This is a genomic window from Butyrivibrio fibrisolvens (genome assembly GCF_037113525.1).
Taxonomy (GTDB): Bacteria; Bacillota; Clostridia; order Lachnospirales; family Lachnospiraceae; genus Butyrivibrio; species Butyrivibrio fibrisolvens.
Genome location: NZ_CP146963.1, coordinates 781,535 through 796,464, shown reverse-complemented (window position 1 = coordinate 796,464; position 14,930 = coordinate 781,535). Strand labels below are relative to the sequence as shown.

Sequence of the window (14,930 nt, the reverse complement as noted above, 5' to 3'; positions counted from 1 at the left end):
GCATTACCAGTCATCAAACATGTTTTACTCTTATCATTAATCTCTAAAAATGAAAACTCAGCTTATCAGGTTCTTTTTCAATATAACGTTCACACATATCTTTGTATGCCAAAAGTAGATCATCAAATTCTTCACCTTTATAGTGGTCTTCATAACAATTAGCAATGATCAAGGTTGCTTCTCTTATCCAATGAAATTGTGAAACATGCAATTTATCAGGACTATCCAGATACTTTTTATTGTTCCATGCATTCTTGATCGTAAGTGCCATAGATACAGATCCCTTAACTATTGTCCTAAAATCCTTTTGATCATTTTCATCGTGCAATCTAAAAAAGCTAAGCGGCTCGTTAATATATATCATGTCCCCTTTTTCAAGTAATCGTAGCCACAATGGATAATCAAGAATCAGATATTTTTCATCTCCTACCCAGCCTTTAAAAAAGCCGTCAGTATATTCTCTATTAAACAAAACTGTTGTCGGCTCTCCTATCCAATTCTTTCCAGTAAGCAAAAAATGTAAACCGGCTTCATATCCCTTTACATGTAAAAGCTTATCTGTAAATGGAGAAGCATTAAAATCTTTATCTTCCAGAAAATTCCCATCCTTATCAATAAGCTTTCTATATGATGTTACTAAAGAAATATCAGGATTACTCAAAAACTGAGCTGCCATATATTCAATCTTATTTGGAGCAAAAAGATCATCATCCATCAGGAAATTGATATATTGCGCATCATCTGACATATTGTCCCAACATTTCTGCCAGTTATCCCACATAGGAAGATCAGGAGTATGAAAATATTTGATATTTTTATAGGTCTTTTTAAATTCTTCTACAAGCTTCTGCGTCTCATCTCCACTACTATTATCGGAAATAATGATTTCAATATTGTCATAGGTCTGATTTACAGCACTGGCAAGTGCAAGAGCAAAATAATGAGGTCTTTCGTGAGTAGGTATAAGTATAGATACTAACGGCTTATTCTCCAAATCCATATTCAATCGCCTTCTTCTCAAATTCTTCAAAAGTCATCAGTCTCAAATCTCTGTCAGAAAAGACACCTTTTCTCGTATCTATCGGCCATGTAATTCCAATAGTCTTGTCATTGTACAATATCCCCGTATCTGTCTCTATATCATAGTCCCCGTCGCATTGATACAGCATTGTGGTATCATCTGCTAATGCCACAAAACCATGTGCAAATCCTTTGGGGACATATACTGCATTTCTGCCATCACTCCTTAAATCTATACTTATCCATTTTTTATAAGTTGGACTGTTTCTTCTAAGATCAACAATCACATCCCAAGCCTTACCTTTTAGTACACATACAAGTTTAGCCTGCGGATTTCTCAGCTGAAAATGAAGCCCACGTATAACATTCTGAATCGACACAGAAACAAACGTTTCGTTAATATTAAAATCTATTCCACATTCGTTATATATTACTTTGTCAAAACTTTTTATAAAACTCCCTCTATTATCTTGGAAAAAAAAGTTTGTAATCGCATATGCCCCAGGAAGTTCCAATTCAGAAAAATCAAGTTTGCTCATATATATTCTCCTTGATATATCTAACCGTTGCTTCAATTCCTTCTTTGAAAGAAATATTTGAGTCAAAATCAAATTCATTTTCCAATGCACAAACATCAAATTCAGAATATGAAAGAGTTGTAATAGGATCCGGAAGTTCACCAAATCCAAGTAGTATATCAGGATTTATCACATCTTTTATCAGTTGTAGATATTCTTTTAACTTTCGAGGATTAGTACCGATGTAGTATGATCTGTTATTAGTTCCTTTCTCACCAATAACAGTAAAAGCCCTGGCCGCATCGTCTATGTATATAAAATCATATAATTGCTCTCCGCTTGAAAACTTACAGTGCTCGCCTTTTAGAAGTTTTCTTATAGTTGAATTAACAAGCCTTGGACTTTTTTCCCCTGGGCCATAGATATTAGATATAATGCCGCATATATACTCTACTCCCAGGTCATTTGATATAGCGCGGGCCATGTTATCAGCAGCAAGCTTAGCACTTGAATATACTGTATTTGCAGATAACTTACCTTCATTTTTGACAGCGTTTTGAATCTCATATTCCATAATGCTACCGGCAAAAATAAAGCGTTTACATCCTATTTCGCTACACGCTTTTACCACGTCACAAGTATACTTTACGCAGTCAGTCTGAACACGATAATTACTTCTAAGAGATCCTGAACTTCCTGTCCATGCGAAATGGTACGTATAATCTACATCTCTGTCAGCAATTACATGATGTAGATTCTTGATATCTGACAAATCACAATAAACCATTCTAATATCAGGAATTCCTGCCAATCTTGATATATCAGACGCTTGGTTCCTAATAACAGCTATGACTTCATAGTTTTTTAAAGCAAGCTGTTTACAAACAGCTGCTCCTACAAATCCATTTGCCCCAGTAACAAGAGCTTTCTTCATAGCTAATCCTCCCATATCTTCCACGGAGCATTGCCATCATTCCATAACTGCTCAATCTGGTTCTTTTCTCTAAGCGTATCCATGCATTGCCAATAACCTGTATGAACATACCCTGCAAGCTTTTTCTCTTCTACCAAAGCCTCCATCGGTTCTTTTTCAAAAGCAGTATCATCATCTTTAATATAATTAAAAATCTCAGGCTCTAATATCATAAATCCGATATTGATCAGTTCACTATCGTCATCAGATTTTTCACGAAATGCTTCGATCATCCCATCTCCGGATACTTCTACTACGCCCTTATGCTGCCCATAATTATACATAGAAAGTGTACATATACTATGGTGTAATCTGTGGAACTTAATAAGCTCTGGAATATTAATATCAGCTACTCCATCACCATAAGAAAGCATAAAAGGCTCTTGCCCTATATACTTTTGTACCCGTTTTATTCGTCCGCCTGTCTGCGTATTAAGCCCTGTATTAACCACAGTAACTTTCCATGGTTCAACACTTTTATCATGATAAGTGATGCTACCGTTTTCGCTAGTGTAATCAAAGGTAACATCAGAGGTATTCATAAAATAATCCGCAAACCATTCTTTTATTTGTCTTTGCTTATAACCGGCACAGATAATAAACTCATTAAAACCATAATGAGAATAAATTTTCATAATGTGCCAAAGTATCGGCATATCGCCGATTTCTATCATTGGTTTTGGTTTTAAATGCGATTCTTCGGATATTCTGGTTCCAAATCCGCCAGCCAGGATTACGACCTTCATTGCCACCTCGCAACTGCACCTATTATTCTTTCAATACTAACATCCACTTTTAGTATTATGGTTCAAAATTCCACTTCACTTATAGCATACTCAAGACAATGCATATTTCATTGTGAATGTAAAAATGCTAATCATCCTTTGTTTATGTAGACAAATACTTAACATTCATAGATACTCAACTTTTCTATTAGCCTTTACAGCCGGTTGCAAGTACCTTATATCCGGAATACCCATGGCAAAACAGATCAATGCCTCTTCATTATTTTTTACCCCAAGCATTTCTTTGATATCATCTACATTGTTAATAGCTTCCTTCATATCTCCCCTATATCCTGTTCCAACTCTCAAGGCCGCTGCCTCAAGCTGCATCCTTTCAGCCGCAATAGCAGCATCTACCAGGCTTGACTTATTACCAATAAAAACAACCAGATACTCTGCATTCCATAACACTTCTTCTCGTTTTGCATCCAGTCTCATGGTTGATGAATATAAAGGATTTATACTTCCAGTCTTGGAAACTTTCTCAACCAGATAATCAAGTGCCTCATTATATATTTCTACAAGCTTTTCTTTTACAAATATAATCCTGGCAGACTTTCGGTTTCTATCCGTAGGAGCACTCTGCCCGGCCAATATTATTCTCTGGAGTACATCTTCTGATATCTTTCCACCCTTAATATACTTTCTGATAGTTCTCTTATTAGACATGATATTGAGAAAGTCATCTTTTTCATAAACTGCCTCTAACAGTTTTCCCCCACTTATTGCTCTTTGTGGGCAGATGGCATTGCAATGGCCGCATTCAAGGCATCTTCCGCGTTCCTTAAATGCAGCTTTCTTTTTTCCATCTTCTGTATCTACAAGAACTATATAGCCGCTTATGCAATCCTCAACGCACTTACCGCATCCTATGCACTTATCAGTATCAATCTCTCTGTTCATTGCATCTTCACCATTTGAGATCTAAGAGCATCAAGTATCATCAGCGGATATCTGTTAGGTATCAAACCACTTATATCTTCCCCGTATTTCTTCACTCAAAGCCTCCTTTAAAACCACTTAAAGGCCTATCTTTCTGACGATCAGATCTAATTTGTCATATATACCATTTTCATCAAGATGATAGTCTTTTAAAAGTGTTTCATGAAGAGCCCCATGAGGATACTCATCATCAAAACCCAATTTAAATATCGGTACACTTTTACTTATTTCAGAGCAAGCCTCTGCTACAGAGCCTCCAAGTCCGCCTACGATACTATGCTCTTCCACAGTCAAGATAGCCTGGGTGGTTTTCTGCAACTTTATTAGAAGCTCAACATCTACAGGTTTTACTGTATGGAAATCGTATACCGCAACCGATATGCCTTTATCTTCAGCATACTTTCTTGCTGCATTTATTGCATGGTGAACAACAGGGCCGTTTGCAAGAATTGTTATCTCGCCTGACTCAATTATAGGAACAGCCTTACCTATCTCAAATTCATAATCATCTTCATATACGATAGGGATACCTGTTTTATCCATAAGTCTTATGTATACAGAGTCTTTATAGCTGATTGCTGCCTCTACTATTTTTACGACCTCTGTACAGTCAGCAGGTGTTACAACTGCCACATTTGGAATTGATCTCATTATTGAAACATCTTCTATTGTGCAGTGTGTAAATCCAAGTTCTCCATATGCAACACCACCTGCAAGACCTGCCATAATAACTTTTTGGTGCATATATCCCTGATTTACACGTATCTGTTCAAGACAGCGCATGGACTGAAATGGCGCAAAAGTAGACGTAAAAACCGTATACCCTTCGCTAGACAATCCTGTAGCAATCCCCATCATATTCTGCTCGGCAATTCCAACATTTATAACCTGATCAGAAAGTTCCCGTTCCATCGTACCAAGCCCTGCAGAATTGGTAACATCAGCGATCACCGCTATTATATTGGCGTTTTCTTTTGCAAATTCTGTAACTGCACTTCCAAAAGTCGGTCTCTGACCTACGATCGACCATCTTTTTGCATTCTTTTTGTTATATTCCATTTTTTAGTCTCCAAATCCAAGTTCCGATAATCCCTGATCATATGCCTTTTGAGTTACCACTGCGTGATGCCAGGAATTATCATTTTCTGAAAATGAAAAACCTTTACCTTTAACCGTATTTAAGATAACAGCAAGAGGTTTAGCTGAACTATTATCTGGATCAAGAGCAGTACATAAAGCCTTGATATCATGTCCATCAATTTCTCTTGTCTCCCAGCCAAATGCTGATAATTTATCTTTCATACTTAGAAGCGGCATTACATCCTCTGTTGCTCCACTTAGCTGAAATTTATTACAATCAATAATCGCAATAAGATTATTCAATTTAAATTTTGGAGCAGACATGAACCCTTCCCAAACAGAACCTTCGTTACATTCACCATCACCCAAAACTACATACACATGATTGTTTAGATTTTTTCTTCTACAGGCAATTGCAACACCTATACCAATTGAAAGCCCCATTCCAAGCGATCCATTAGTAAATTCAATTCCAATACTCCTATTTTGTACAGGATGTCCCAATAGATCACTATAATCATCTTCGAAGGTATCTTTAAGTGACTCATCCATAAGTCCTGCCTCGATAAGTGCCGAATAAAGCCCAAGTGATGAATGCCCTTTACTCAGAATACATCTGTCTCTTTCTTCAGATTCCATTCCAATATCTTTAGTATTCATCACACCAAAATAGAGCACTGCCATAACATCAGTAATAGACAATGCTCCGCCCATATGCGCTGCATGCCCACCAGCATGTCTGCCCATATCAAGTATCAGTTTTCTCATATTTCTGGCATGATTCTCAATTTCAGAATAATTGAAGTTCATCATTCTCCTCCAGGAATAAACTCACGCATTATATCCGGAAGTGCAATCTTAAGATCCGCTGATAACGCATACTCTCCATTGACCTTAGCTTCAACATGCCCCGATGCAACGCCTCTCCTAAAGCTCTTCAAAAATCCTTCAATTATCATTGTATCACCCGGAATAACCTTCTTCCTCATCCTGAGATTATCAACATTAAGAAAAGCTGTCTTCTTTCCTTTGTGCTCAGGAATCGTCAAAAAGGTCATAATAAATGTCTGAGCCAAAATCTCCATCTGAATGAATCCCGGTACATTTGGTTCATCTTCAAAGTGAGCGGGAAAGAACCATTCATCATATGTAAAGTTCTTTTTGGCTCTCACATATTCTCCCGGTCTTACCTCTTCTACAACATCCAGAAAAAATAAGGGATATCTGTTTTGTTGATATTGTTGTATTTCATATGCCCCAATGTTATATATGGGTTCATACTTATTCTCCATATGCAATATCCTCCATTAGATCTCAACATCATACTTTTTGAGTATTTCTATCCCTTTGACAAAAGAACTAAATTCAACAATATCATCCGTTTCAAATTGAATATCGAAAGCATCCTCAATAGCTGCTATAAGTCCCATATGTCCTACCGAATCCCATGCTGGAATACTCTGATATTCAAGGCTCTCAACCTGGTCACTTTTAACATCCAGACTCTCTGTAAAAGCTTCAATATACTTCTCTTTGTTTGTCATGATGATACCTCCTACTGTTTTTAATCAATCCTCTTCCCAAAAAGGATTTTCGGTTAAATAGTATCTGTCTTTGCATTTGTTATAATCAATTTCTTCTATAGGAACTCCCAAGTACTTAAAAATCTCAAACAGATATTTACCATAGTGATCAAATAATATAGCAGCATGATGAGGATAATTTTTTTCTATAAGCACATGTCTGTAAAACCTGCTCATCTCTTTTATTGCAAATATACCAATGCTTCCGTATGATTTTGTAGCTATAGGTAATATTTCTCCCTGAGCAATATAAGCCTTTAGCTTTGTATCGGATGAACTTTGCAAACGATAAACAGTTGTTCGTCCGGGTTTAAGATCGCCTTCAATTGTTCCTTTTGTTACTTCCTCGGGCAATGTTCTTGCCATTATTCTCTGGTTGCACAGTTTACAACTTGAAAGTTTGCAGGAGGATGTGTTTCCGCAGTGAAATCCCATGAAAAGATCGCCTTTTTTATAAGGACCTTTCAGGAATGATTTACCCTCTATATTCTCAGAATACATATCACTTGGAATAGTATTATTAATATCAAGGATAGTTACTGCATCTAAAGATACACAGGTTCCGATATATTCAGATAAAGCGCCATAAATATCGACTTCACACGAAACAGGATATCCCGCCGCTGTCAATCTGCTGTTAACATAACAGGGCACAAATCCAAACTGTGTTTGAAAAGCAGGCCAACATTTACCTGCTATAGCAACATATTTCCTTTGTCCCTTATGATTTCTGATCCAATCTTTAAGTGTCAGTTCATATTGCGCAAGTTTTGGAAGTATTTCAGGAAAAGCAATCCCTTCTCCCAACTCTTTTTGCATATCTTCTACTGTTTCAGCTATTCTTGGATCATCCATATGCTTATTAAATGATTCAAAAAGATCCAGTTCAGAATTTTCCTCTATTTCAACATGTAGATCGTATAACGACTGAATCGGCGCATTACATGCAAGAAAATTGCTGGGTCTTGGTCCAAAGGATATGATTTTAAGATTGCTAAGCCCTATAAGAGTTCGAGCAATAGGAACAAAATCATGTATCATATCCGCGCACTCAGATGCATCTCCAACAGGATTCTCCGGGATGTATGCCTTTGTTTGTCTTAGTTTTAATGCATAACTTGCATTTAATAACCCGCAATATGCATCTCCTCTTCCATCAAAGAGGTCTTCCTGAGTCTCTTCGGCAGCAGCACAGAACATTACAGGTCCATTAAAACAATCCGCAAGCATCGTTTCAGATATTTCAGGTCCAAAATTACCCAGGTAAACGCACAGAGCATTGCATCCTTCTTTTTCAATGTTCTTTAAAGCCCTTGTCATATGAATCTCGCTCTCTACAATGCATATGGGGCACTCATAAATATCATCGCTTCCATATTTTTTTTCATATTCTTTTACCAGGACTGAGCGTCTGTTTACAGATAATTCTTCAGGAAAACAATTCCTGCTCACTGCTACAATACCAATTTTTATATCGGGTACATTATTCATAAATATCCCCCTTAGTAGTCATTCTTTTGTTTGGTCTGTCCTGATCTCCATCGGCTTTAAATAAAACAATATCAGTTCTTGACTGGAAATAGTTCTTTATATTTTCCTTTACATAAGGTTCAAAATAATTAGGGATTATGGTATCTCCATCAGGATCTAAAATTTCAAATCCTGCATCTTCCAAATGGTAACCAGATAGATCAGATACCATTAGATCTATATATTCATAGCCTTCTTTGACCATAAGATCATGTAATGCCTTTCCAAGATTCTTTAATAGATTAAGGTTTCCTCTATAATCTACAAGTCTTAAAATTTTTCTTCCTTCATGACTTATCTCTCTGCCAAAAAGAACTCCTGTAGCTATTTCTGCCTCATCCTTAATGATCCACTTTCTATAATGATAAACCGGATGAATAAAATATCTTTTTTTGATAAACTCCGGAGATTTATACACCATTCTTTCGTTCTTTTCATTTAGATCATAGAATGCCGTAAGATTATCAAAGTCCTTCACTTCGAATAAGCGATAACCTGTTGCGATATAGTCAACAGCCGTGCATTTTGCTCCCGGTGCTGCAATTTTATGATCTTTCATATTCGGATTCAGCATGTAGTACTGCTGCATTATTCCCGTCACATGCCTAAATACTTTTATGTATAGCGGTAGAATTGTACTTGGATTAGTACCACTTGCAAAATGTTCCTTTTCGCCAATAATCGCCATCTGCCTTTTCATTAGTTCTAGTCCAGACATTGGCAATATATCCTTTGTTACAATCTTCGTCATTGCAGGGGATATGCTCTCATTAGATTTGTCATATGCTACAAATCCTACGATTCCGATGAGCTCTCCGGATTTTCTTTCCATCAAAACAAAGTTAATATTCTCGTCATCTCCATATTCCTGTCTTCCATACTGCCAGATAAACAATTCCCTGTCATAAGCCAAAATGTGATCAGGATTCCATTCATCATGGATAAATTTCATAATTCTGGGGATATCATTTTTATTTGCAAGCCTGAAAGAATACTTCTCATCATATTTATTCATATAGACTCCCATCGTGAGAACTCGTACACAATTCACTTAAACGTAACGATCCTTGTCAAAACAGCCGGCAGATTACATCCGTCCCAGATAAGATCAAAATCCATTGTCTTTCCAACAGGAACAACACGATCAATTCCTCTGATGCCTTTCTCCAATAACTTGATGATCAAATCTTTATTTCCAATATATGAAACAGTCTGACATTTATTGTCGTTGCACAACTTCTCTATTTCAGATATATTTCCGCATTCATATTCGAAAAAAAGTCCGCTATTATCAAAATAATTCATTAATTCTTCAGTTATCTTCGGAACCTCAACTCGAACTATCAGATTATCAGTATGTTCCACAATCCTTACATCTTTGGTAATAGCTGCGTATTCCAATACCTTTGCAAGCTTATTGACCGCCTGAATTGACTGGAAATGATACTTATTTTTGACTATTTTATATTCTTCGCTCCAAAAAATATTTTTTGCATCCTTAACTTTGCTACCAGTCCATACAACAATTCTTGGACTTGTACAGGCATTTTGATCCGTCAGATACGTATCATTATAAAAATCTTCAGCAACTTTCTTTTTATCTTCAATTTCCATATAATGATCAGAATCTATTACTGCTATCGAAAATCTGTCAGCAAAGCATATTTCACTTGATCTGGGAGGAAGCGGTGATTTCCTAATCTCAGATATAGTCTGATTTCCTCCCCACACAATTCTCACATCGGCTACATTACTGAAGATACTATTTATTTCTTCGTTTCTTTCATAACGTACACAGATGATATATGGCTTAAGGCTTTCATAGCTTTCTAAAACTCTATTGTAAGCTGCCGTTATTATTTCAATCTGTTCAAAATCTTTTGAAGGTACCCTCACAATATTGCTATTACCCATAATAAGTGAAGCTGTAAGTGAATATGCAAAATTGACAGCAACATTGGATGGCGCAATATGGAAAACATTTCCTCTTCCGAACCTTACATATTCTCTGGAGTTAAACCTCTCCTTTAAGCTATTCAATGACGCTTTTCGTATCCAATAAGCATATGTGATGACATCTGAATATGTTCTGGCTTTTCTGTCAGCCATAAGCTCTTTTGATACATCCACAAGAAAAGCCGTTACATTATCATCAAATGGCTTTAATGCAGGAACAAGACTTATGTTTGATGCAAGTTTTGCATTCCCAACAAGATATGTTATCCCTTTTTCAAGATCAAAACTTTGAGGCATATGTATCACTGCACCCCCTTAATTCTGCATCTTTGATTCTTCCAATTATCTTGAAATACTTGCCTTTCCGTCCGCAAGGGCAATCATCTTCTCCAAGTATCATCCCCTCGTCCTCTGTCAAAAGTGAATGCCCCGGATATGATTCAGGAATCGCTGATACAACCTGAATAATTCCCTTCTCACCAATATCAGCTTCAGTAAAATCAAATGGCCTTCGAATGATCACATCTGAGAAAATACTGGCATGAAGGTGTCCGCATTCACATTCCATATAAATGCAACCGGTCTGCTCAACCATTCCATAATAATCATAAATATGCTTTATACCGCATACTTCCTCAAGTTTCTTATGGAAATCTGCTTCAGAAACAGCCTCAGATATTAGTTTTTTCCATCCTCCGCCATGTATAAGTATCCCTTCTGACAGATCAAACGATACGCCCTCAGCTTTGAGTCTCAAGAGCTCCTTATAAAAATGCTGCCATATCATAAACGTAAAACCAAAAAGTAAAATCTTTTGTCCTTTATACTTCTCCAGAAATTCCTTAACGCCCTCTACATTAAGTTCCATATTATCATCAAGTGCATATATCTTTTTGGTCCCAAATATTGAAAAACCTAGTATTCCTGCTCCTCTTGCCGAAAACATTGCTCTATCTTTTATTACATTAGGTGAATCGATAATTATCATGGGCATTCGCTCTGAGCCAGTAAACTCCGAGACAATCTTCACCATCGTCTTTTGCTGATTAGAAGATGTAATCTTATCAAGATAGATCTTACTTACCGCCTGCCCTGTTGTACCTGATGAAGTCATAACTTTTATAATTTCTTCATCAGAAACAGATTTGAGGCTTAGTTCTTTAAACAGCCGAACAGGAATAAAAGGAATATCAGAATATGACTGTACATTTTCTACTTTAAAGCCAATGGCATCCATCATATTCCTATATTCTTGGCATCTTTCCATGTGTATTTTAGTCAAATGCGCAAGTCTTTTTGTAAGCATTCTTCTTTTTTCTGTTCTGTCCAAAGAAAACGGTCTTATCTTGATAATATCTTCATAAGTCATAACATTAGCCCTTTAAATAGCTTGTCAACTTATCATTAATGATACTCGCCATCTCTTCATACAAAGCATTAATAAAGAAATGATCATCTCCCATTTCATAGTATTCAAATTCGCCTGATATAAGCTGTTCCCATTTTTGTACATCGTATATAGCAGTATCTTTTTCACAGTAAAAGAAAGTTGCATTACATTCTATTTTCTTGAAGTCATCTTTAAATCTGTATTCAAAAAAGTGCTTATAATCCGATATCATAGGTTTTAGATAAATATCTGCAAAACGCTTATTTTTAAGGAGTTTTTCATTAAGCCCTCCTAACTCTTTAGCTCTTTGTAATACAATTTCATCTGACGGATTTTTCTCTTGCCTTAATTCAAGTGCCCTTGTCTGTGGGGCTACCTCCGCAGCAACAAAAAAGTGTTTGAGTTCTCCAGAAAGTTCTCTTCTTACAAGCATCTCATATCCAAGGAGTGTTCCCATGCTATATCCAAAGACGGCATAAGGTATGCTTTCAATCCGTCTTTTTTTACAGTAGGAAATTGCATCTCCCAGCAAATCTGAAAGACTTTCACATAGCGGTTCTTTGGCCCGTATTCCTCTTCCCGGATACTCTACAGGAATAACATCTATTCTTTTATCAATAAGATCTGTAAGCCGCCTAAACGATGCTATACTCCCACCGGCATATGGTAATATAAATAGTTGTAAATACTTATCATTCATAGTATTTTGTCAACTCTTTATAAAGAGTTTTTCCTGAATCATTTTTAGGAATCTCATCTATTACGTGAGACGTAAATGCTGCAGGATTAAGCTTTGTTTTAGCAATAACAAATTCCTTGACCTTTTCAGAGTACTTTACATCTGTAACAAAAATATGAAGATGATCATCAACTCCTGCACTGGCTGCCTCAATACCAAATTCTGATTTTATAAGCCTATCCACTTCATCAAGGTTGACCCTGTTTCCGTATATCTTTAAAAATCTCTTTTTTCTTCCAACAATATAGTAATACCCCTCTTCATCAAATTGAGCCATATCTCCGGTTTCTAGAACTCCGTTTCTCTCATCACCTTTGCAAAGGTCTTCTCCGCATTCTGCGTATCCAAGCGTAACATTCTTACCTTCATAGACAAGTTCTCCTGTTACCCATGGAGTTGTAATGTCTTTTCCATCAACGTCAATCAGATGGAATTTACCTCCTGGAATTGCTATACCCATTGAGCCCTTCTTTTCAACAGATTTATCGGGAGGCAAAAATCCCATTCTTGCAGTTGCTTCACACTGTCCGTACATAACAACAAAATGCCTTCCGGTTTCACTGGCAAACTTAGCAAACTTCTCATGAAGATCTGGAAGTAGTTTACCTCCTGCCTGTGTCATTGTACGAAGGCTTGGAAGATCCATCTTATATATTCTTAGCTTATCAAGTATTTCATAAGTATATGGAACTCCTCCAAAAGAAGTAGCTCCCTCATCTTTAAAGAAATTCCAGAATTCCTTTTGCATAAGTCCCTTGTCTGTGATAAGGATTGTAGCTCCAACTATCAAATGACTATTAAAGATAGAAAGTCCGTAAGTATAATTCATAGGTAAAGTAGTAATTGGCCTCTCTGTATCATCAAGCTCAAGGTACTCTACTATTGACTTTGCATTTACAAGAATATTGGTATACGACTGCCTTACAAACTTAGGAGATCCTGTTGAACCTGAAGTCGTTAATAAAAGTGCAAGTTCGTCAAAGATTTCATAGCTACTCTCATAAGAATTTTTGATAAGTACATATCCAAAGCCCGTAAAGCCCTTATCGCATCCAGCCCAGAGTCCTTCCATATCATCCGGACACCAAATATAATCCGGATGATACTTGTCCAAGAGTCCGTCCCTAAACTCTGCCTCTAGCTGAGAATTCAACATTACAGGAACAATTCCATGATTAAGAAAGGCAACATAGCCGATAGCGGATCCTATAACATTTCTACAAAAGCAAAATACAAGAGACCTTGTACGTAATCCGCTGCATATTTCATCACTGACACGTTTCAATTCACCATAAGTAAGAGTAGTCCCATACTCATCAACAAACGCAGTGTTATCAGAATATTTTCCAAGTTCAAATATCATGTCTTTCCCTCTTTCTATAACAAGCTTAAGACAGTAAACTCATGATCATATCCATTTTTTATAATTTTCACTCTTAGGCGGGAAATCATTACAATCTAGTCGTGGTAACAAAAAATTAGAATCCATTCCTATCCGAGCTACTGCGACATCAGTTGTTAATCCTATTACTGCTCCCTTATCCTTGATAAATTCAACAACTTCATCGCTGTAATCACCGTATGGATAGTTCATTACCCATTCCTTTGGATCAATAAATTCCTCAATAGTATCCAACGCTTTTAATATATCTTCTTTCATCTGCTCATGAGGAAGATTTCCAAGCCAGTAATGGTCATAGCCGTGCAGTCCTATAAACATACCGTTTTTCTTTAATGTGCGAATTTGCTCAGGTGTCATATATAGTTCATAGGCAAGCTGTTCTTGTGTAACTCCAACATATTTATCAAAAAGATCATCTGCAATCTGCTTTCTAACCATTTCCGGAAGAACAGTTTGAAGAATTCTTTTTACAAATATCGTTTCTTTGCCATCAAATCTTTCATCTACAGCATACTGATTCCATAATTCTTCAGTATCTGGATAATCAAACTCTCTTCCTCTGTAATAGTCCATCTTTTGCTTTACATCAGTTACAAGCTTTCCGATATCTGCACTGGCAATTATATAATGGATCTTGTTTACGTCTAATAATTGATGTGTTGTAAATGTCTTTCCGGGGATAAAAAAGGAACCTTGAAATCCAAATTCTTCAAGAATCGGATAAGCACATGTAAAATTATCAATATAGCCATCGTCAAAAGTAAGCAATACTGCATTCTCCGGAAGCATGGAATTTCCTTTAGCTGCGTCTATGACCTGTTCCATTGTGACTACATTACAGTTTGTCTTAAAAAACTCCATCTGTTGTCTGAAAAGCCGTATATCAAGGCCTTTAATTCCCGGATATCTGCTATGTTTTAGATCTCTTGTGTAATGATACATTGATATAAACAATTTCCCAGGATCGTTGAACATCATTACGCCTCTTATCTTTCCAACTATATTTGAATAA

16 protein-coding genes are annotated in these 14,930 nt (G+C 36.6%); all 16 read right to left on the bottom strand.

What is annotated here, in order from left to right:
- Window positions 1–43: 43 nt before the first annotated feature.
- Entirely contained in the window at window positions 44–1,000 is a 957-nt protein-coding gene (locus WAA20_RS03170; RefSeq protein WP_073387170.1) for a glycosyltransferase, read from the bottom strand.
- Window positions 984–1,559: a dTDP-4-dehydrorhamnose 3,5-epimerase gene (gene rfbC / locus WAA20_RS03165; protein ID WP_073387171.1), complete on the bottom strand. Its 576-nt coding sequence runs from the start codon at window positions 1,557–1,559 to the stop codon at window positions 984–986. Before rfbC ends, WAA20_RS03170 begins: the two co-directional genes overlap by 17 nt.
- Window positions 1,546–2,472 carry an NAD(P)-dependent oxidoreductase gene (locus WAA20_RS03160; protein WP_073387172.1) on the bottom strand — a complete coding sequence of 309 codons (927 nt, stop codon included), beginning with the start codon at window positions 2,470–2,472 and terminating at the stop codon, window positions 1,546–1,548. The genes rfbC and WAA20_RS03160 overlap by 14 nt, the downstream gene beginning before the upstream one ends.
- Before the next feature lie 2 nt (window positions 2,473–2,474).
- Complete coding sequence (rfbF, locus tag WAA20_RS03155; RefSeq protein WP_073387173.1) at window positions 2,475–3,257, bottom strand: glucose-1-phosphate cytidylyltransferase; 783 nt, start codon at window positions 3,255–3,257, stop codon at window positions 2,475–2,477.
- A 165-nt stretch (window positions 3,258–3,422) separates the two neighbouring features.
- On the bottom strand, window positions 3,423–4,199 hold the full coding sequence (locus WAA20_RS03150; protein WP_073387174.1) for a nitroreductase family protein: 777 nt from the start codon (window positions 4,197–4,199) through the stop codon (window positions 3,423–3,425).
- Window positions 4,200–4,316: 117 nt separating this feature from the next.
- On the bottom strand, window positions 4,317–5,297 hold the full coding sequence (locus tag WAA20_RS03145; protein ID WP_073387175.1) for a transketolase C-terminal domain-containing protein: 981 nt from the start codon (window positions 5,295–5,297) through the stop codon (window positions 4,317–4,319).
- A 3-nt stretch (window positions 5,298–5,300) separates the two neighbouring features.
- Window positions 5,301–6,128, bottom strand: a complete 828-nt coding sequence (locus WAA20_RS03140) for a transketolase (RefSeq protein WP_073387176.1) — start codon at window positions 6,126–6,128, stop codon at window positions 5,301–5,303.
- Window positions 6,128–6,610: a 3-hydroxyacyl-ACP dehydratase FabZ family protein gene (locus tag WAA20_RS03135; protein ID WP_073387177.1), complete on the bottom strand. Its 483-nt coding sequence runs from the start codon at window positions 6,608–6,610 to the stop codon at window positions 6,128–6,130. The genes WAA20_RS03140 and WAA20_RS03135 overlap by 1 nt, the downstream gene beginning before the upstream one ends.
- A gap of 15 nt (window positions 6,611–6,625) precedes the next feature.
- A complete protein-coding gene (locus WAA20_RS03130; RefSeq protein WP_073387178.1) occupies window positions 6,626–6,862 on the bottom strand; it encodes an acyl carrier protein in 237 nt (78 codons plus the stop codon).
- A gap of 24 nt (window positions 6,863–6,886) precedes the next feature.
- The gene (locus WAA20_RS03125) at window positions 6,887–8,392 is read right to left on the bottom strand and encodes an L-fucose/L-arabinose isomerase family protein (RefSeq protein ID WP_073387180.1); all 1,506 of its coding nucleotides are present in this window, start codon (window positions 8,390–8,392) and stop codon (window positions 6,887–6,889) included.
- Window positions 8,385–9,446, bottom strand: a complete 1,062-nt coding sequence (locus WAA20_RS03120; RefSeq protein ID WP_073387181.1) for a hypothetical protein — start codon at window positions 9,444–9,446, stop codon at window positions 8,385–8,387. The genes WAA20_RS03125 and WAA20_RS03120 overlap by 8 nt, the downstream gene beginning before the upstream one ends.
- A 32-nt stretch (window positions 9,447–9,478) precedes the next feature.
- Window positions 9,479–10,684 (bottom strand): acyl-CoA reductase, encoded by a 1,206-nt coding sequence (locus WAA20_RS03115; RefSeq protein ID WP_073387183.1) that lies wholly within the window; start codon window positions 10,682–10,684, stop codon window positions 9,479–9,481.
- Entirely contained in the window at window positions 10,668–11,756 is a 1,089-nt protein-coding gene (locus WAA20_RS03110) for an acyl-protein synthetase (RefSeq protein WP_073387184.1), read from the bottom strand. Before WAA20_RS03110 ends, WAA20_RS03115 begins: the two co-directional genes overlap by 17 nt.
- Before the next feature lie 4 nt (window positions 11,757–11,760).
- On the bottom strand, window positions 11,761–12,477 hold the full coding sequence (locus WAA20_RS03105) for a thioesterase domain-containing protein (RefSeq protein WP_073387185.1): 717 nt from the start codon (window positions 12,475–12,477) through the stop codon (window positions 11,761–11,763).
- A complete protein-coding gene (locus tag WAA20_RS03100) occupies window positions 12,470–13,879 on the bottom strand; it encodes an AMP-binding protein (RefSeq protein WP_073387186.1) in 1,410 nt (469 codons plus the stop codon). Before WAA20_RS03100 ends, WAA20_RS03105 begins: the two co-directional genes overlap by 8 nt.
- A 45-nt stretch (window positions 13,880–13,924) precedes the next feature.
- Window positions 13,925–14,893, bottom strand: a complete 969-nt coding sequence (locus tag WAA20_RS03095) for a polysaccharide deacetylase family protein (protein WP_081373777.1) — start codon at window positions 14,891–14,893, stop codon at window positions 13,925–13,927.
- Window positions 14,894–14,930: the final 37 nt, after the last annotated feature.